The following is a 16,564-nucleotide window of genomic DNA, read 5'->3' as shown; positions in this document are numbered from 1 at the left end:
GTAAAAGAAAATTTTGAAAAAGTTTCGCAATCGATTGTTTGGTGTATATAAAAACATTTTCTACTTTTCGGGCGTATTCATGAATTGAATATCTACAATAGGTTTAATAGGTTTGAGAGCAGGAAAAGGTCGGAGTCATATTCCGACCTTTTTTGTTTTTTTACTGCCCCTGATTTAGCTTCAGGAGTTCAAGCAATTTTCCATGAGAAATCCTCTTTCCCTCATTTTGATTTTCTGTCTTTCCAGTTTGATGCTGGCATGTGGTACTTCGTCCGACTCTGAGGAAGAATCCAAGCAGACAAATCCCAAGACTGCATCAGAAGATTTTGCTACTAGGTTGGATTTGGCTTTGGCACAAAAGAAAGACTGGTATGCTCACTGGACTGAGCAGGCCGGCAAGTTTGACGCGTCAGCTTTTGAACTTGTCTTCAAAGACTCATTAGATGGATTTGAGATGCCCGAGAAAAATCCAATTCTTGAGTCAGACCCTTTATTTCCGTATCAGCTACAGCATCCTGCGGGGAATGGAGCGGTGGATATTTATTCTTACAAGGTAGAAGCCCAAGATGAATTCGGTAATCCTTATTTGAACCCGGACTCTGAGGTGACTTGGTACAAAGCAGACGGAATGAAAGAAAGATTGCTTTTCATGGGTCCTTCGGGAATGTTTGAGGATGGGATGTGGTTGAATGAAAATGAACTCCTGATATTGGGGTATCTGCAGGAAGAGGAGGGTTTTAGACCGATGGTTTGGTTGATTGATGTGAGTCAACACTTGATCTGGCAGTATCGGATGACGCAGACCTTTCCTGAATATGAGCCCATGTCATTCATAGATCAGAAAATAAGACCTTTGGATTTGAAGTAGCAATGGATTTTGAGCAGGTAGTCAGTACATTAAAAAGCTCTCTGGCCGGACCACTACCCGGTCAAACTGCCCAAATGCGATTTTCTCCGCGGCCTATCAACCAGAAAAGATTTGGAAGCAATTTACCGATTGGGCATCGAAAAGGTGCAGTTTTGATCCTGATCTATCCCCAGGCTGGAGAAGCATATCTTCCACTCATCAAAAGGCCGGAATATCCCGGCGTGCATAGTGGTCAAATAGCTTTGCCTGGAGGCAAAATGGACGCAACGGACCCTGATTTGATTTTTACGGCTTTGAGAGAAGCGGAGGAAGAAGTAGCTGTCAAACCAAATCAGGTCGAAGTATTGGGGAGTCTGACAGATTTATTCATTCCTGCAAGTAATTTTTTGGTAAGCCCTGTGGTTGGAGTCAGTCGTGAAATTCCTGATTTTTATCCAGAAGAGCGAGAAGTGCAACGAATCATCCAGATGAAAGTAGCCCAACTCATGTCTCCGGCTACTCAGAAGCAGACGCTCTTGGACATGGGAAATCAAATTCAGCTAGATACACCTTATTTCGAAATAGAGAATGAAATGGTTTGGGGAGCTACAGCGATGATTTTGAGTGAATTGCTCTGTATGATCCAGCCAGAATAGAAATTCATTTTTGGGCTTTATGCCAATTGTTGGTATTGTTGCAGGCAAGTTGATAGAATTATGGAAGAACATACCCCTTTGATTACCAATGATGCTGTAGTTTTCGGAATTTTGATGGCTACACTGGCCTTGATTTTTTCCACTGCTGCGTCTAAAAGTCCATTTTTCAAGAAGTTTTATGGTGTGGTGCCGACAGTATTGCTCTGCTATTTTATTCCAGCAGTTTTCAATTCATTGGGGATTATCTCAGGAGAGGACTCCAACCTTTATTTTGTCGCTTCCAGGTATTTGCTTCCTGCCTCTTTGGTGCTATTCACGATCAGTATTGATATCAAAGGCATTATGAAACTAGGCCCCAAAGCTATTACGATGTTTTTTGCGGGCACGCTTGGGATCATGCTGGGAGGTCCATTGGCCTTGATGACGGTTGGGTTTATTCAGCCAGACTTGTTGGGAGGTAATGGTCCTGAGGAAATCTGGAGAGGACTGGCTACTATCGCCGGGTCTTGGATCGGCGGGGGTGCCAATCAGACTGCAATGCTGGAAGTGTTTGGAGCAAGTTCGGATTTATTTGCTCAGATGATAGCGGTTGATGTCTTGGTGGCGAATTTGTGGATGGCATTTTTACTCTATTGGGCTGCCAAACCCGAGAAGATTGATCGCTTTTTCAAAGCTGATACCTCGGCCATTTATGAGTTGAGAGACAAAATAGCTGATTTCCGGTCTAAAATTATGAGGATTCCCACATTGTCAGATAGTATGGTGATCATGGGAATAGGCTTTGGAATCACGGGTATAGCTCATTGGATGGCAGACGGTATTGCACCTTATATTGCTGAGAATTTTCCTGCTCTAAAGCAGTATTCATTGGACTCCACATTCTTTTGGATCGTGGTGATCGCTACTACGGCCGGCTTGATGCTTTCCTTTACCAAGGCGAGAAATCTCGAAGGTGCGGGCGCTTCTAGATTTGGGTCTGTTTTCTTGTATGTCTTGGTAGCGACTATTGGTATGCAGATGGATTTGGGAGCAGTTTTGGACAATCCTATTCTTTTCGTCATTGGGATAGTTTGGATGGTATTTCACATTCTCATCATGCTGGTGGTGGCGTGGATCATCAAAGCGCCGTTTTTCTACGTGGCTGTGGGTTCTCAGGCCAATGTAGGAGGTGCAGCTTCAGCGCCGATTGTAGCTTCGGCTTTTGATGCTTCATTGGCTCCGGTAGGGGTTTTATTGGCAGTGCTGGGATATGCAGCAGGTACTTACGGAGCGTATTTGTGTGGGTTGATGATGCAGGGTATTTCTGGAGGATAATGAAACATTCGCGTGAGTTGGTCTTTGTATGCACCGGGTCGGATTGCAAAAAGGCTGGAGGAAAGAAACTGCTGAAAGAGCTTGAAAAAGAGGTGAAAAATGAGCCTTTCAAAGGTAAATGCAAACTGATCGCCACTAAGTGTATGGACATGTGCAAATCTTGTCCCATGGCTATCGTAGATTCTCAATTCATAAAAAAAGCTGACGCCACTAAGGTGGAGTCAGCCATAAAAAAAGCTCTGGAAATCCAGAGCTAAAGGTTACAATTTGCTAGTACGAACAGCTGTACCACTCGCCGTCACCATCAGCATTCCGTCTCGGATCGTCTCATAGTCCAAGTCGATACCGATTACCGCATTGGCGCCAAAGGATCTGGCCTGCATTTCCATTTCAGTCATAGCGGTAGCTTTTGCTTCTCGCAGTACTCGCTCATAGGCTCCGGATCGGCCGCCTACAATATCTGTGATGCTTGCGAAGAAATCCTTGAATACGTTGGCTCCGATGATGGTTTCTCCAGAGACGATCCCTAGGTATTCTTCGATTTTGTGGCCTTCCAAATTGTTGGTGGTAGTAATGATCATAGGTGTAGATTTAGGTTAAATGTATTCTTTATCACGAAAGCCTCCCGTTTTGGTTGCTGCCAAGAGGGAATTCTTTTGTGATAGACAAAACTGGAAATTAATTCGAGTTTAAGAAATTTCTTAGGTGGAAAGCAAAGAAGGATTTCATGTTTAGCACTAATTTTGCCTAAGAGGCATCTACAGCCAATTGCCTTTATCAAACCATGAGTCAAAAGTATTTTTTAAAGCTTAGCATTCTCTTCCTATTTCTGAGTACCGGCAGCCCTGCTTTCTCCCAGAAGATGGTCTCCAAAAGATCTACACTTTATACCTACCTGGGGACAAGTGGAGCCAAGCTGAATCAGTTTAACCAAATGCTGGAAGATCGTGGTCTGTCTCCTTTGAGAAATCAATATCGGACAATGGGATTGGGCTACCAGGCAAGAATCAATGATTTTATTTTGGGAATGGAACTGTTGCATAATAGAGGTTCCTACAGTGATTTTGATGGCTACAAAATGGGATTTAGAAACTCCCGGGCTTTGGTGAATATTGGGTATGCCTTGACAGAAGAATCTAAATTCCAGCTGATCCACTACATGTCTTTGGGAGTGGGGTATTTGAATTTTCAAATGCTTCCAACTAGTCCGGAGGGAAATTTGGAAGATTTCTTAGCCAATCCCGAGCAGGGTTTTATACTACGAGAAAATGATATCCAGAAGGGAAGCAGTAATTATGGTAATTTTCTGACAGAAATCGGATTTCAACTAGGTTATGATTTTGATATTCCTGGAAGGAAAGAGGCTGTCTCAGTCATTGCCAAAATGGGCTATTCATTCAGTCCTTTCGAAGGAAAATGGGAGATGAACGGGATGGCTTTTGATAATACACAAGCTGGAGCGTTTTTTAGAATTGGTGCTGGTATTACGCTGCCTGATCGCAATTTTTTCTACAAAGACGCAGCGATTGGTCTGCAATTGGTCACAGGGTTTCATTTCACCAGTCCCAAGCGCTTTAATCAAGTTTTGGAGCAAAATGGCTACGAACCATTTGATGGGCTTCCCTCCAATCTTGGCTTAAAAATCTTTGGAGAAAGTGAAGGATTACTTTATGGTGCTGAGGTCTATAATGTGGCACTGAAAGGTACTGCTTCGGCGACTCAAAAGCACTCTCTGAATAGTCTCCGGATCTATGCAAATCTGGGTTATAAGGTGATCCAGTACAAAAATTTCGGATTTGGAGGCAAAGCGGGGTTGGGATATGGCAACCTGAGATATACTCTGACTCAAACTGATAAACCTGATTTTCCGGAATTGTTCGAGCAAAGAAATTTTGACGGCTATTTGAAAAACTCTGGTTTGATGGGCAAGCCTGAAGTATTTGTCGAATATGGATTGCCAATGACGAACAGGAAGTTATTCGATTTAGTTTTTACAGCTTCAGCAGGTTATGAATTAGCCTTGGGCAATTATAGACTTGGGGAGTTTGATATGGCTGATTACATGAGTGCTCCTTATTTGATGTTTGGAATCGGTGTGAGGCCTTGATTTTTTGAACTGGAAAGGATAAACAGTCTTGAAAATTTCCAATTCAACTCTATTTTATTGACAAATTGCTATTACCTTTGACAGGCTTATCGAGAAAGACCGAGGGAAGGGCCCTAAGACGTCTTAGCAACCTGTAATCAAGGTGCTAACTCCCATTCCGGGAATGCCGGAAATAGATGAGCGGAAAATTGTACCTAGTACTTCATCCGTGGTTTTGCTCGCTAAGCTTTTTGATACCCAAAGAATATGCAAAACAGAACGGAAACACTTCTTAGACTACTTCAGGATCGCATTTTAATTTTGGATGGTGCCATGGGGACCATGATTCAGCGTTATACCCTGACCGAAGAAGATTTTAGAACTCCGGAATTAAAAGACCATCCCAAAGCTCTCAAGGGGAATAATGACCTGCTTTCACTCAGTAGACCTGATATCATCAGGGCAATTCATGCCGAATATTTTGAAGCAGGAGCAGATATTGTAGAGACTAATACCTTCTCCGGAACCACGATAGCTCAAGCGGATTATGCACTCGAGCGTCTGGCCTATGATATCAATCTGGTATCTGCGCAACTGGCACGTGAAGTGGCTGATGAGTTTACAGCTAAGAATCCAGAAAAACCACGCTTTGTAGCTGGAGCGATGGGACCAACCAACAGAACTGCCTCTATCTCTCCAGATGTCAATGATCCAGGCTATCGAGCTGTGACTTTTGATGAATTGGCTACTGCCTATGCCGAGCAAGTTCGCGGTTTGCTGGATGGTGGAGTGGATATTATTTTGGTAGAAACCATCTTTGATACCTTGAATGCAAAGGCAGCTTTGTATGCTATCCAAGATGTTTTTGAAGAAAGAGGGTTGCCATTGGATCCGAAAGATGGTGGAATCCCCATTATGATTTCTGGAACAATTACCGATGCTTCTGGAAGGACGCTGTCAGGTCAAACTACTGAGGCATTTTTGATTTCAGTTTCTCATGTCCCATTGCTTTCTGTGGGATTAAACTGTGCCTTGGGAGCCAAAGAACTGAGACCATATCTAAAAGTTTTGGCTACTAAAGCTCCATTTTTCGTCTCTGCTTATCCCAATGCGGGTCTTCCCAATGAATTTGGCGCTTATGATCAAGGAGCCAATGAAATGGCAGATCAGGTGAGAGACTTTATGAAAGAGGGAATGCTCAATATTGTGGGAGGCTGCTGTGGTACTACGCCGGATCACATCAAAGCTTTGGCACGAATGGCTGCAGAGTATCAGCCCAGAGCCACCAAAAATACAGAAGTAATCGAAACTGAAGACTGAGGAAGGAGAAATCATGGACTATTTGAAATTATCAGGCCTTGAGCCTTTGGTGTTCACACCCAATTTGAATTTTGTCAATATCGGGGAGCGAACCAATATCACCGGATCGAAAAAATTTGCCCGATTGATCCTCAATGGGAATTACGATGAGGCTTTGGAAGTAGCCTTGGATCAAGTAAGAGGAGGAGCCCAAGTACTGGATGTCTGCATGGATGAAGGGATGCTGGATGGTGAGGCTGCGATGGTTCGTTTTTTGAATTTGATAGCTTCTGAACCAGAAATCAGCCGTATTCCGATCATGATTGACAGCTCCAAATGGAACATCATCTTGGCTGGACTGAAATGTATTCAGGGAAAAGGAATTGTGAATTCTATTTCCTTGAAGAATGGAGAAGAGGAATTCATTTCCCAAGCCAAAACAATCAAGAAGTTTGGTGCGGCAGTGGTGGTCATGGCTTTTGATGAAAAAGGCCAAGCGGATACCTATGACCGTCGGGTGGAAATCTGTGAGAGAAGCTACCGAATCATGGTGGATCAGGTCAAGTTCAACCCTCAGGATATCATTTTTGACCCAAATATCTTCCCGGTGGCTACCGGAATGGAAGAACATAGAAGAAATGCGCTGGACTTTTTTTTGGGTACAAAATGGATCAAAGAAAACCTTCCAGGTGCCAAAGTCAGTGGTGGTGTAAGTAATGTGTCCTTCTCTTTCCGTGGAAATAATCCTGTGAGAGAAGCCATGCATGCTGCATTCCTCTATCATGCGATCCATCATGGGATGGATATGGGAATTGTCAATCCGACCATGTTGGAAGTCTACGATGATATCCCAAAAGACCTTTTGGAGCGCGTGGAAGATGTGCTTTTTGATAAAAGAGAAGATGCGACTGAAAGATTGTTAGACTTCGCTGAAACAGTCAAAAGCTCAGGAAAAAAAGAAGCTGTAAGTGAGGCATGGAGAAGCGAACCTGTTTCCAAAAGAATAGAACATGCACTTGTTAAAGGTGTGCTTGACTTCATTGTCGAGGATACTGAGGAAGCTAGATTAGAGTTGGAGAACCCGTTGAAAGTGATTGAAGGACCTTTGATGGATGGGATGAACGTGGTGGGAGATCTATTTGGCGAGGGAAAAATGTTCCTCCCTCAGGTGGTGAAATCTGCCCGAGTGATGAAGAAGGCGGTGGCTTATTTGGAACCGTTTATGCCACTTCCAGAAGAAGGTCAGGAAGGTTCCAATCTGAAGAAAATCTTGTTGGCTACGGTCAAGGGAGATGTCCATGATATCGGAAAGAATATCGTGGGAGTGGTTTTGGCATGTAATTCTTACCAAATCATTGATTTGGGAGTGATGGTGGATGCTCAGGTGATCATCGATGAGGCCATCAAAAATAAAGTAGACATTATCGGCTTGAGTGGCTTGATCACGCCATCCTTGGATGAAATGGTCAATGTGGCTTCTGAAATGGAGCGACAGGGGCTGAAAATTCCTTTGTTGATCGGAGGTGCCACTACTTCAAGAATCCATACTGCGGTGAAAATTGATCCGGTTTATTCCGGAACAGTCGTTCATGTGACTGATGCGAGTAAGTCTGTTCCTATTGCCGGAGAGGCGATATCGGAAGAAACCAAAGCAAGCTATCATTTGCAAATCAAGGAGACTTACCAAAACCTTCGGGAAGATCACGAGTCCAAGCAGGCAGTGAAGCAGATGGTTTCTTATTTGGAAGCAAAAGGAAATCCAGTTGAGATAGAATGGGATGGCTATGAGCCGGTGGTTCCTGAAGTTTTGGGAAGACAGGTGTTGGATTTGGATCTGAATGTGTTGAGAAAATACATTGACTGGACTCCATTTTTCCAAACATGGATGCTTAGCGGAAAATACCCTAAAATACTGGAAGACAAGGTGGTTGGAAATGAAGCCAAAAAGCTTTTCGCCGATGCCAATACCATGCTGGATCGAATCATTTCCGAAAAATGGTTGGAAGCAAAGGCTGTTTTTGGACTTTATCCTGTCCAAAGAATCGAGGATGATGCGGTTGTTTTTGAGCCAAACAATGCGAATGTAGAACTTGGTAAGTTCCACTTTTTGCGCCAGCAAGGTAAAAAAGGGAAAGGAGTACCGAACAGGTCATTGGCTGATTACCTACATCCGGATAAAACGGACTACATGGGATGTTTTGCGGTGACGGCAGGATTGAACATGGAGGCTAAGTTGGCAGAATTCCAGAAAATTGGAGATGATTACAATGATATCCTTTTCAAAGCTTTGGCAGATCGATTGGCAGAAGCGGCTGCGGAATATCTGCATGAAAAAGTGAGGAAGGAAGACTGGGGCTATGCGAAAAATGAAAGTTTGGAGAATGATTCTTTGATCCGTGAAGAGTATTTGGGGATACGTCCTGCGCCAGGCTATCCAGCATGTCCCGAACACTCGGAGAAGGAGATGATTTCTGAGCTTTTGGATATGGAAAACACTGCGGGGATCCAATTGACCTCCAGTTATGCCATGATTCCTACCAGTTCAGTATCCGGCTTTTTCTTTGCGCATCCAGAATCCAAATATTTTGGTTTGGGCAAAATCGCCGAAGACCAAGTAGCCAGCTACGCAGAGAGAAAAGGAATTACTTTAGAGAAAGCCGAGCGTTTGCTTTCTCCCAATCTTGCCTATCAACCTAATAAATCGAAAGAAGTAGAAAACTCATGAAAATAACCGAACATCTATCCAATACAGACAAAACTCTGTTTTCGTTTGAAATCCTTCCTCCTTTGAAAGGACAAAGTTTGAAAGACCTTTTGGAAGGGATAGAGCCTTTGATGGAATTCAACCCTCCTTTTGTGGATGTGACATATCACCGGGAGGAATTTATTTATAAGAAGCATCCGAATGGGCTTTTGGAGAAAATCTCTACCAAAAAACGCCCGGGTACTGTCGGGATTTGTGCAGCGATCATGAACAAGTTTCATATTGATGCAGTCCCTCATTTGCTTTGCGGAGGATTTAATAAGGAGGAAACAGAAAATGCACTGATTGATCTCAATTTCATTGGGGTAGACAATGTTTTGGCTTTACGAGGAGACGCTCCCAAGACTGAAGGGAAATTTATTCCGGAGCAGGATGGGCATCATTATGCCTGTGAATTGGTGGAGCAGATCGTGGGGATGAATAATGGCAAATATCTTCACGAAGAGACAGAGAATAGTTTTCATACAGATTTTTGCGTGGGCGTAGCGGGTTATCCAGAGAAGCATTTTGAGGCGCCGAGCATGAAGTTTGACTTGAAATATCTCAAAGAGAAAGTCGATAAAGGTGCTGAGTATATTGTGACTCAGATGTTTTTTGACAATCAGAAGTATTTCGAGTTTGTGGAAAAGGTGAGAGAAGCCGGAATCAATGTACCGATTATTCCGGGAATCAAGCCGATCACGACAGTCAATCAGATCACCATGCTGCCTCGAACTTTCTTCTTGGATCTTCCGGATCCATTGATGGATGAGCTTGAAAAATGTAAAACCAATGCTGAGGTAAAAGAAGTGGGGATAGAGTGGGCTATCCAGCAATGCAAAGAGCTGGTCAAAGTAAAAGTGCCTTCCCTTCATTTTTATACGATGAGTAAAGCTAGTGCTACTTATGCCATAGCCAAAGAAGTCTTTTAAAGGTCCAAAACCTCAAAATAAGGCTCAATTCTACAAATAGAATTGAGCCTTATTTTTTGAAAAATTATATCTTAGTTGAAATTTATATTTCGAATAGGATGAAAAGAGGGTTTATTTTTCTGGTTTTTTTGCTCACTTACCAGGTATCTCAAGCACAATACGTTCGTTTTGTCGATCGATATGATAGGGAAGTAAAAGATACTACGGAGTTTTCTTACACTTATTTTGAGTTGATCCGAGAGTTTGGATCGACCGTTAAAATTGAGCGATTCACCAGAGATTCTGTGAAAGTTTCAGATGCTACCACACTTTTTGATAGTTTGGGAAATGTTGAGGGATGGCGAAAAAAAGAATATTTTCTTTCCGGTAATGTAAAAAGTACCAACAAAGAAGACAAAGTTAAGGATGAGGTGGAGCAGATTCGATACTATGAGAATGGAGTCGTGAAAAGTCAGACATTTTATCGTGAAGGGCATTTGGTGAATGAGGTCTATTTTGATAAAGAGGGGCAAAGTATAGTCAAACCAGAAAGTAGAGATGCCAGCCCAGGAGAAATGGAGGCTTGGAATCAATATATGATCAGAAATCTTAGCTATCCACAAGCGGCTAGGTATTCGAAAGCTGAAGGTACAGTCATTGTGATATGTACAGTCGATGTGGAAGGTAATCTTTTGTATCCGGAAATACTGAACAAAGGAGAGTGTCACCCCTCCATAGAACAAGAAGCCTTACGATTGGTGGAGAAATATCCTGATCGATTTGTCCCTGCAATGGAAGATGGAGAAATTGTAGAGTCGTTTTATAGATTACCGATCCGCTTCAAATTATCCTAGCGGTTCCGCTTTTACCAGAGATCTCGCTACCTTCGGCTATGATTAAATTGATCGAATGTCCTCGAGATGCCATGCAGGGACTCCCGGATTTTGTAGATACTGCCATCAAAGCGGCCTACATCAACCAGCTATTGGAAGTGGGCTTTGATACGGTAGACTTTGGAAGTTTCGTCAGTCCCAAGGCCATCCCTCAGATGCGCGATACGGCGGAAGTATTGAGTCTGCTGGATCTTCATAAATCCAAATCTAAACTCTTAGCGATCGTAGCAAATGTAAGAGGTGCCGAAGATGCTTTTCATTTTCCTGAGATTGATTATTTGGGTTTTCCGCTCTCCATCTCAGAGACTTTTCAGAAGCGAAATACCAATGCCAGCATCTCTCAGGCGTTGGAAACAGTTGAGGCGATTCAGAACTTATGCCAAACTAAAGGCAAAGAATTGGTAGTTTATCTGAGTATGGGATTTGGCAATCCCTATGGCGATCCTTATTCTTCAGAGTTGGTTGCTGAGTTTGTTCAAAAATTGGATGACTTAGAAATTAAAATAATTTCTTTAAGTGATACGATTGGAATAGCTGATAATAAGTTGATTAAAGATTTGTTTGCAGTACAAGTAGAAGCTTTTCCTGAGATAGAATTTGGAGCACATCTGCATAGTAGACCTGAGAGTATTTCTGCAAAAGTAAAGGCAGCTATGGAAGGAGGATGCAAGAGATTTGATGGAGCGTTGAAGGGATTTGGTGGATGCCCGATGGCCAAGGATGAATTGGTAGGAAATATGGATACCGAGGTAATGATTGCCACTTTGGAATCAGAGGGGTGTGATTTGGCGTTGAATAAGGCGGAACTGTATGAAGCGGTGAAGTTGGCAGATTACGTATTTCAGTCTCCGCTATGAAGCATACAGTTCAGCCAAAAGTCAAGGCTTTGCGATTGTACAGAAGCTTCCATAAATGGATAGGTGTTCCATTGATTATTTTCTTTTTGGTAATTGGGATCACCTCCATTTTGTTGGCTTGGAAAAAGAAAGTTGAGCTTTTGCCTCCGACTCTGAAAACCAAGGTTGAAAATGGGGCTTGGATTTTGCCTTCAGAAATGGTCCGAATCGGTGAGGAGGAAATGCGAAAAATCGGAGAAGACCCGGAAGTGGATCGTTTGGATATCCGACCTGATAAGGGCATTGCCAAAGTGACTTTTAAAACGCATTTTACCGAGGTGCAGGTCGATGGATATTCTGGGGAGGTGCTTTCAGTTTCCACACGACATTCTGACTGGATCGAGAAGGTTCACGATGGCAGTATCATTGATTTTTATTGGACAGGAGAGGAGGGAGCTAAGTTGACTTATTCCACTCTGACGGCTTTGGGATTACTTTTCTTGGCCTTCAGTGGTTTTTACCTTTGGTATTACCCTAAGTTGATTCGGAAGTTGAAGAAGAGTTGAAAATTTTTTCAAACCAACAGTCGATACTTTTTTCCCGGCAAGGACTTGATGATACCTTCAAATTCCATCGCTAGAAGTTTCGAAGAAAGTAGACCCAGTGGAATTTCAGTCTGATAAGAAATCTGATCGATTTCCATTTCCTTTTTTTCAAGAAGCAGATTTAGTATCAGTTTCTCTTCCTCATCTCTTAGGGACAGGTCCAGTTGAGGTTTTGGGTGGGATTTTTCACCCTCTTTTTCCCAATAAAGAGCCTCAGCGATGTCTTCCGGTCCTGTATAGATATTTGCTTTCATCTTTCTGATAAGATGATTGCACCCTTCACTGTAGGGAGACTGGAGGTTTCCTGGTACAGCAAAAACTTCCCTGTCGTAGCTATAGGCTATCTCGGCAGTGATCAATGCACCTCCTTTGGCAGCAGCTTCGACCACTACCAATGCATCCGATAGCCCTGCGATGATTCGATTTCGAGCAGGGAAATTACCAGGAACCATCTTTGATCCAGGTGCATACTCGCTAACTATCGCCCCATATTCCATCATCTGCTCGGCTGTCTTGCGATGTGTGGCAGGATAAATGTAGTCGATAGGTGAACCCAAGACACCGATTGTGGGTAGGTTTTCTGCTAGACTGGCCCGGTGTGCTTCGATGTCAATACCATATGCTAGGCCTGATATGACAGTTGGCTGAAAATACGAAATGTCCGATATCAGTTTTTTGGTAGCTGATTTTCCATAGTTAGTCGCGCTTCTGGTACCAACGATACCTACACTTCTGGATGGGTTGAGTGAAGCATTCCCTTTTTTGAAAAGCAGGATGGGGCCATCTTCCAGAGATTTGAGTTTGTGGGGAAAATCAGGATCGAGCAGTGAAAGGATTTTAAACTCTTTTTTGTCAGCAGCATCCAGTAGTTTGTCCGCTTCTCGTAGAAGTGATTCTCTCGAGTTTCTGATTTCGAGTAGGCGAGGGCCTATTCGTGGGATTTTAGAAGCTTTTCCCTGACTGATTTGAAAAAAAGCTTCAGGCGAACCTGCATAGGCTACGATAGCTTTAAAAATACTAGGCCCCACTTTGGGAGCCAATGCTAAGGCTAAATAATAGCGGTAAGACTCATGGTTGGGATTTGGATTTGAATTCATCTCTCAGGTTCAATAAAAATTCCTTGATTTCCTGGAGCTTCTGCACAGCTTCTACTTTGTCAAAACCTTTGTCTTTGCCTTGAGCAATGACTTCACGGGCTCCTTCCAGTGTATAGCCTTTTTCTTTGACCAGGTGAAAAATATACTTGATCTTTTGAATATCATCTTTCGTGTACCGTCGATTTCCTTTTTTGTCCTTTTTGGGACGGATGATGTCAAACTCTCCTTCCCAATATCTGATCAGAGAAGGCGCTACTTTAAACATCTGGGCAACTTCCCCAATAGAGTGGTATTTCTTTTCTATTTCTCGCTCTTTGTACGGCACTTGATATTCGGTTAATACTCTAAATTAATGAAAATATAGCTTTCTCCTAAAGTAAAGCTTGAGCAGTATGGATTAAAAACGGAAAAATTATCGATTCAGTATCTGAAGCATCTGCACAGCTGCCAATCCTGCTGTTTCGGTCCTCAATCTGCTTTTTCCCAAGGAAACTGGAGCAAAGTCTTTTTCAAAGGACATCTCAATCTCTTTTGGATCAAAGTCTCCTTCTGGCCCTATCAAGATCAGATATTTGCCCTTGAGTTTGGCCAGATCGATCAGATGGTGATCATGGTTTTCATCCACGTAGGCGATGAATTTTTGAAAATCAGAGAATTCTGAACTTGAAATAAGTTTCTCAAAATCAATTGTTTCATTGATTTTTGGAGTGTGATACTTTAAGCTTTGCTTGCAAGCCGAAATCATCTTTTTCTGAAGTCTTTCGGTCTTAAGATAGCTCCTTTCCGAATTCATGGTCGAAAGCAAAGTAAGCTCATGGAACCCTATTTCTGTGATTTTTTCAATCATCCATTCCATTCGATCCGGGCTTTTGGTAGGAGCGATGGCCAAGTGAATAAAGAAATCATCTGTTGGTACTTGCTCACTTGAGACCACTTGAAGAATGGACTTCTTGGGATTGGCGTCTGTCAATTTACATTCATATAGATTGCCTTCCCCATCTGTGATGTGAATCGTGTCACCCTCACGCTTTCGAAGTACTCGAGTCAAATGCTTGGATTCCTCTGGTTCCAAAGTGATCGTTGGAGGGCTAATATGTTGTTGAAAAAAGAGCTGCATAGATATGAATACACAAAAAAAGCACATTTCCCGAAAGAAATGTGCCTTTAATAACCAAATTAACCTATAAACTAAAACTTAACCTTTTGAAAGTTCCATATTGACTGGCTTTCCTTTGATCGTGTTGTGCTTCATGGTTTTGATCACGTGATCGGCATCACCTTTAGGCACGTCTACAAAGGAGAAGTTGTCGTAGATATCGATTCCACCGATATTTCGGCCTGGGATTCCGGCTTCACCTGCGATGGCTCCTACGATATCATTTGGACGGATTCTGTCTTTCTTACCCAAGTTCAAGAAAAGTCGAGCCATGTTGGCGTCACGACCTCTTTCAGGTCTTCTTCCACCATCTCTGTCGCCTCTACCACCTTCACGTCTGTCTCCTCTCTCAAATCTTCCACCTCTTTCGGATCTTCCACCTCTCTCGAATCTTCCGCCTCTCTCTCCACGACCTCCGTCTCTTTCTCTTCTTCTTTCGTTGAATGATGGCAAGCCAAAGTCCTGATCTCTCATTTCTTTTACAGCCTCACCCATTGTCATTTTGAGTAGTCCCAATGCAACCTGCTCGATCGTCAAACCTTCAGCCAACATTTGGCCTACAGTCTCTTCGAAGATCTGATTGTCATCTTCTTTGCTCAATTGTCTGTTCACATCTTTCACCAATTGTGCTTTTTTCAAATCGATCAGTTCAGAAACTGAAGGAGGAGCCATTTTGGTGATGGTAGCTTTGGTGTACTTTTCAAGATCTCTGATTTTCATGAAATCTCTTCTACCAGTCACAAAGTTGATCGCAGTTCCGGACTTACCCGCACGACCTGTTCTACCGATTCTGTGAACGTAGTATTCTTCATCTAGAGGAAGGTCAAAATTGAATACTGCCTCTACGTTGTCTACGTCAATTCCTCTAGCTGCCACGTCAGTAGCAACCAATACTGTACAAAGTCCCTTACGGAATTTGTTCATTACTTTATCTCTCTGAGCCTGAGATAGATCTCCGTGAAGTGCTTCAGCTACGATTCCTCTAGAACCCAAGGCTTCAGTCGCCTCATCTGTCATTCTCTTCGTGTTACAGAAGACAACTGAAAGAGCGTAATTATTGACAGTCATCAAGCGAGCCATCAATTCCATTTTCAAGGAAGGCTTCACTTCGTAGAATACCTGCTCGATACGATCTACAGTCAATTCTTTCTTAGCAACCTTGATGATATGAGGATCATTTTGGTATTTTCTGGTCAAGTCCATGATAGGCTTGGCCATAGTCGCTGAGAAGAATACAGTTTGTCTTTCTTCAGGCATTTCCTGCAAGATGGCTTCGATATCGTCTCTAAAGCCCATGTCTAGCATTTCGTCCGCCTCATCCAATACGATGATTCCAGCATCTTCCAGCTTCAATGTACCTCTGTTGATGTGATCTTGCACACGACCTGGAGTACCCACTACAATCTGAACGCCTTTTCTCAATACGCGAATCTGCTTATCGATAGACTCACCACCGTAGATAGCTACAGAATTGATCTTTTTGTGGAATCTGGCTAATTTCTGGATTTCACCTTCTACCTGAACGGCAAGTTCACGAGTAGGGCAAAGGATGATCGCTTGAGGTCTGTTGAAGTCAGGATCTACTAGCTCGATGATCGGAATAGCAAAAGCTGCGGTTTTTCCAGTACCGGTCTGAGCTTGTCCGATGACATCTCTACCTTCTAGTACGAAAGGAATAGCTTGAGCTTGGATTGGGGAAGGTTGGGTAAAGCCCATCTCTTCCACGGCCTGCAAGATTTCTGTAGAAATCCCCAGGTCTGAGAATTTAATGTTGTTTTCCATGATGTTTCCTTACTTTTCTTGCCATGTACTCCCCAGTGTTATCCCACGACAAGCGACAGTAAAGGATTTCACGGCTCAGAAAAATGTTCTGCGTCTTATTGACGGTGCAAAAGTAGAAGTAATTTATTTGGAAACCAAATACTCTTCAAAAGTTTTTAGAATAATCTTTAAATAATCCGCTATTTGATAAAAAAATATTTGGTTGAAGTCGAACAATCGAGGTTTTGACAGTAATATCTCCGATTTGATGAAGCAAGTCCGGGATATAAGCTCTCATCTCCAAATCACGAATCTGCTATTTTCCTGTCTTTACTTTTTTTCTTTAATCTATATTCTCTC

General features: G+C 42.8%; 16 protein-coding genes and 1 riboswitch. Of the genes, 11 read left to right on the top strand and 5 right to left on the bottom strand.

Annotation, left to right across the window (positions count from 1 at the left end; translation table 11 throughout):
• Window positions 1–202 precede the first annotated feature (202 nt).
• The 4 genes from G460_RS21425 to G460_RS0104755 are packed head-to-tail and all read left to right on the top strand — an operon-like array spanning window position 203 to window position 3,074.
• Window positions 203–868, top strand: a complete 666-nt coding sequence (locus tag G460_RS21425) for a hypothetical protein (RefSeq protein ID WP_051315913.1) — start codon at window positions 203–205, stop codon at window positions 866–868.
• Between the two features lie 2 nt (window positions 869–870).
• On the top strand, window positions 871–1,503 hold the full coding sequence (locus G460_RS0104765) for an NUDIX hydrolase (protein WP_026954291.1): 633 nt from the start codon (window positions 871–873) through the stop codon (window positions 1,501–1,503).
• 60 nt (window positions 1,504–1,563) lie between these two features.
• Window positions 1,564–2,817 carry a DUF819 family protein gene (locus G460_RS0104760; protein WP_026954290.1) on the top strand — a complete coding sequence of 418 codons (1,254 nt, stop codon included), beginning with the start codon at window positions 1,564–1,566 and terminating at the stop codon, window positions 2,815–2,817.
• Window positions 2,817–3,074 carry a (2Fe-2S) ferredoxin domain-containing protein gene (locus G460_RS0104755; RefSeq protein ID WP_026954289.1) on the top strand — a complete coding sequence of 86 codons (258 nt, stop codon included), beginning with the start codon at window positions 2,817–2,819 and terminating at the stop codon, window positions 3,072–3,074. Before G460_RS0104760 ends, G460_RS0104755 begins: the two co-directional genes overlap by 1 nt.
• A 3-nt stretch (window positions 3,075–3,077) precedes the next feature.
• Here the strand turns inward: G460_RS0104755 and G460_RS0104750 are convergent, their stop codons facing one another.
• Window positions 3,078–3,398, bottom strand: a complete 321-nt coding sequence (locus G460_RS0104750) for a YbjQ family protein (protein WP_026954288.1) — start codon at window positions 3,396–3,398, stop codon at window positions 3,078–3,080.
• Window positions 3,399–3,601: 203 nt separating this feature from the next.
• On the opposite strand from G460_RS0104750, the gene G460_RS0104745 reads away from it, so the two are divergent.
• From G460_RS0104745 to G460_RS0104715, 7 genes are all read left to right on the top strand, one after another.
• The gene (locus tag G460_RS0104745) at window positions 3,602–4,924 is read left to right on the top strand and encodes a hypothetical protein (protein ID WP_026954287.1); all 1,323 of its coding nucleotides are present in this window, start codon (window positions 3,602–3,604) and stop codon (window positions 4,922–4,924) included.
• Between the two features lie 83 nt (window positions 4,925–5,007).
• A riboswitch (SAM riboswitch) is annotated at window positions 5,008–5,107 on the top strand.
• A 63-nt stretch (window positions 5,108–5,170) separates the two neighbouring features.
• Window positions 5,171–6,223, top strand: a complete 1,053-nt coding sequence (locus G460_RS0104740) for a homocysteine S-methyltransferase family protein (protein ID WP_026954286.1) — start codon at window positions 5,171–5,173, stop codon at window positions 6,221–6,223.
• A gap of 13 nt (window positions 6,224–6,236) precedes the next feature.
• Window positions 6,237–8,927: a methionine synthase gene (gene metH / locus G460_RS0104735; protein ID WP_026954285.1), complete on the top strand. Its 2,691-nt coding sequence runs from the start codon at window positions 6,237–6,239 to the stop codon at window positions 8,925–8,927.
• Entirely contained in the window at window positions 8,924–9,877 is a 954-nt protein-coding gene (metF, locus tag G460_RS0104730) for a methylenetetrahydrofolate reductase [NAD(P)H] (protein ID WP_026954284.1), read from the top strand. Before metH ends, metF begins: the two co-directional genes overlap by 4 nt.
• Before the next feature lie 98 nt (window positions 9,878–9,975).
• Window positions 9,976–10,710: an energy transducer TonB gene (locus G460_RS22565; protein WP_051315912.1), complete on the top strand. Its 735-nt coding sequence runs from the start codon at window positions 9,976–9,978 to the stop codon at window positions 10,708–10,710.
• 38 nt (window positions 10,711–10,748) lie between these two features.
• Window positions 10,749–11,606, top strand: a complete 858-nt coding sequence (locus tag G460_RS0104720; RefSeq protein ID WP_035463850.1) for a hydroxymethylglutaryl-CoA lyase — start codon at window positions 10,749–10,751, stop codon at window positions 11,604–11,606.
• Window positions 11,603–12,151, top strand: a complete 549-nt coding sequence (locus G460_RS0104715) for a PepSY-associated TM helix domain-containing protein (protein ID WP_026954282.1) — start codon at window positions 11,603–11,605, stop codon at window positions 12,149–12,151. Before G460_RS0104720 ends, G460_RS0104715 begins: the two co-directional genes overlap by 4 nt.
• Before the next feature lie 8 nt (window positions 12,152–12,159).
• Here the strand turns inward: G460_RS0104715 and dprA are convergent, their stop codons facing one another.
• The 4 genes from dprA to G460_RS0104695 all read right to left on the bottom strand — a co-directional run bounded on the left by dprA (window position 12,160) and on the right by G460_RS0104695 (window position 16,225).
• Window positions 12,160–13,287: a DNA-processing protein DprA gene (gene dprA / locus G460_RS0104710; protein ID WP_026954281.1), complete on the bottom strand. Its 1,128-nt coding sequence runs from the start codon at window positions 13,285–13,287 to the stop codon at window positions 12,160–12,162.
• On the bottom strand, window positions 13,259–13,612 hold the full coding sequence (locus G460_RS0104705) for a MerR family transcriptional regulator (RefSeq protein WP_026954280.1): 354 nt from the start codon (window positions 13,610–13,612) through the stop codon (window positions 13,259–13,261). The genes dprA and G460_RS0104705 overlap by 29 nt, the downstream gene beginning before the upstream one ends.
• Before the next feature lie 87 nt (window positions 13,613–13,699).
• Entirely contained in the window at window positions 13,700–14,404 is a 705-nt protein-coding gene (locus G460_RS0104700; RefSeq protein WP_026954279.1) for a 16S rRNA (uracil(1498)-N(3))-methyltransferase, read from the bottom strand.
• A gap of 78 nt (window positions 14,405–14,482) precedes the next feature.
• Window positions 14,483–16,225, bottom strand: a complete 1,743-nt coding sequence (locus G460_RS0104695) for a DEAD/DEAH box helicase (protein WP_026954278.1) — start codon at window positions 16,223–16,225, stop codon at window positions 14,483–14,485.
• Window positions 16,226–16,564: the final 339 nt, after the last annotated feature.

Origin of the sequence: Algoriphagus vanfongensis DSM 17529 (assembly GCF_000429465.1) — a bacterium.
GTDB classification, from domain to species: domain Bacteria; phylum Bacteroidota; class Bacteroidia; order Cytophagales; family Cyclobacteriaceae; genus Algoriphagus; species Algoriphagus vanfongensis.
Note: the sequence above shows the minus strand (reverse complement) of the source record. Positions and strands in the feature narration are given on the sequence as shown.

Bases quoted from the DNA above. Each gene is read 5' to 3' on its own strand.
- G460_RS21425 (WP_051315913.1), top strand. From the start codon at position 203: ATGAGAAATCCTCTTTCCCTCATTTTGATTTTCTGTCTTTCCAGTTTG.
- G460_RS0104765 (WP_026954291.1), top strand. From the start codon at position 871: ATGGATTTTGAGCAGGTAGTCAGTACATTAAAAAGCTCTCTGGCCGGA.
- G460_RS0104760 (WP_026954290.1), top strand. From the start codon at position 1,564: ATGGAAGAACATACCCCTTTGATTACCAATGATGCTGTAGTTTTCGGA.
- G460_RS0104755 (WP_026954289.1), top strand. From the start codon at position 2,817: ATGAAACATTCGCGTGAGTTGGTCTTTGTATGCACCGGGTCGGATTGC.
- G460_RS0104750 (WP_026954288.1), bottom strand. From the start codon at position 3,398: ATGATCATTACTACCACCAACAATTTGGAAGGCCACAAAATCGAAGAA.
- G460_RS0104745 (WP_026954287.1), top strand. From the start codon at position 3,602: ATGAGTCAAAAGTATTTTTTAAAGCTTAGCATTCTCTTCCTATTTCTG.
- G460_RS0104740 (WP_026954286.1), top strand. From the start codon at position 5,171: ATGCAAAACAGAACGGAAACACTTCTTAGACTACTTCAGGATCGCATT.
- metH (WP_026954285.1), top strand. From the start codon at position 6,237: ATGGACTATTTGAAATTATCAGGCCTTGAGCCTTTGGTGTTCACACCC.
- metF (WP_026954284.1), top strand. From the start codon at position 8,924: ATGAAAATAACCGAACATCTATCCAATACAGACAAAACTCTGTTTTCG.
- G460_RS22565 (WP_051315912.1), top strand. From the start codon at position 9,976: ATGAAAAGAGGGTTTATTTTTCTGGTTTTTTTGCTCACTTACCAGGTA.
- G460_RS0104720 (WP_035463850.1), top strand. From the start codon at position 10,749: ATGATTAAATTGATCGAATGTCCTCGAGATGCCATGCAGGGACTCCCG.
- G460_RS0104715 (WP_026954282.1), top strand. From the start codon at position 11,603: ATGAAGCATACAGTTCAGCCAAAAGTCAAGGCTTTGCGATTGTACAGA.
- dprA (WP_026954281.1), bottom strand. From the start codon at position 13,287: ATGAATTCAAATCCAAATCCCAACCATGAGTCTTACCGCTATTATTTA.
- G460_RS0104700 (WP_026954279.1), bottom strand. From the start codon at position 14,404: ATGCAGCTCTTTTTTCAACAACATATTAGCCCTCCAACGATCACTTTG.
- G460_RS0104695 (WP_026954278.1), bottom strand. From the start codon at position 16,225: ATGGAAAACAACATTAAATTCTCAGACCTGGGGATTTCTACAGAAATC.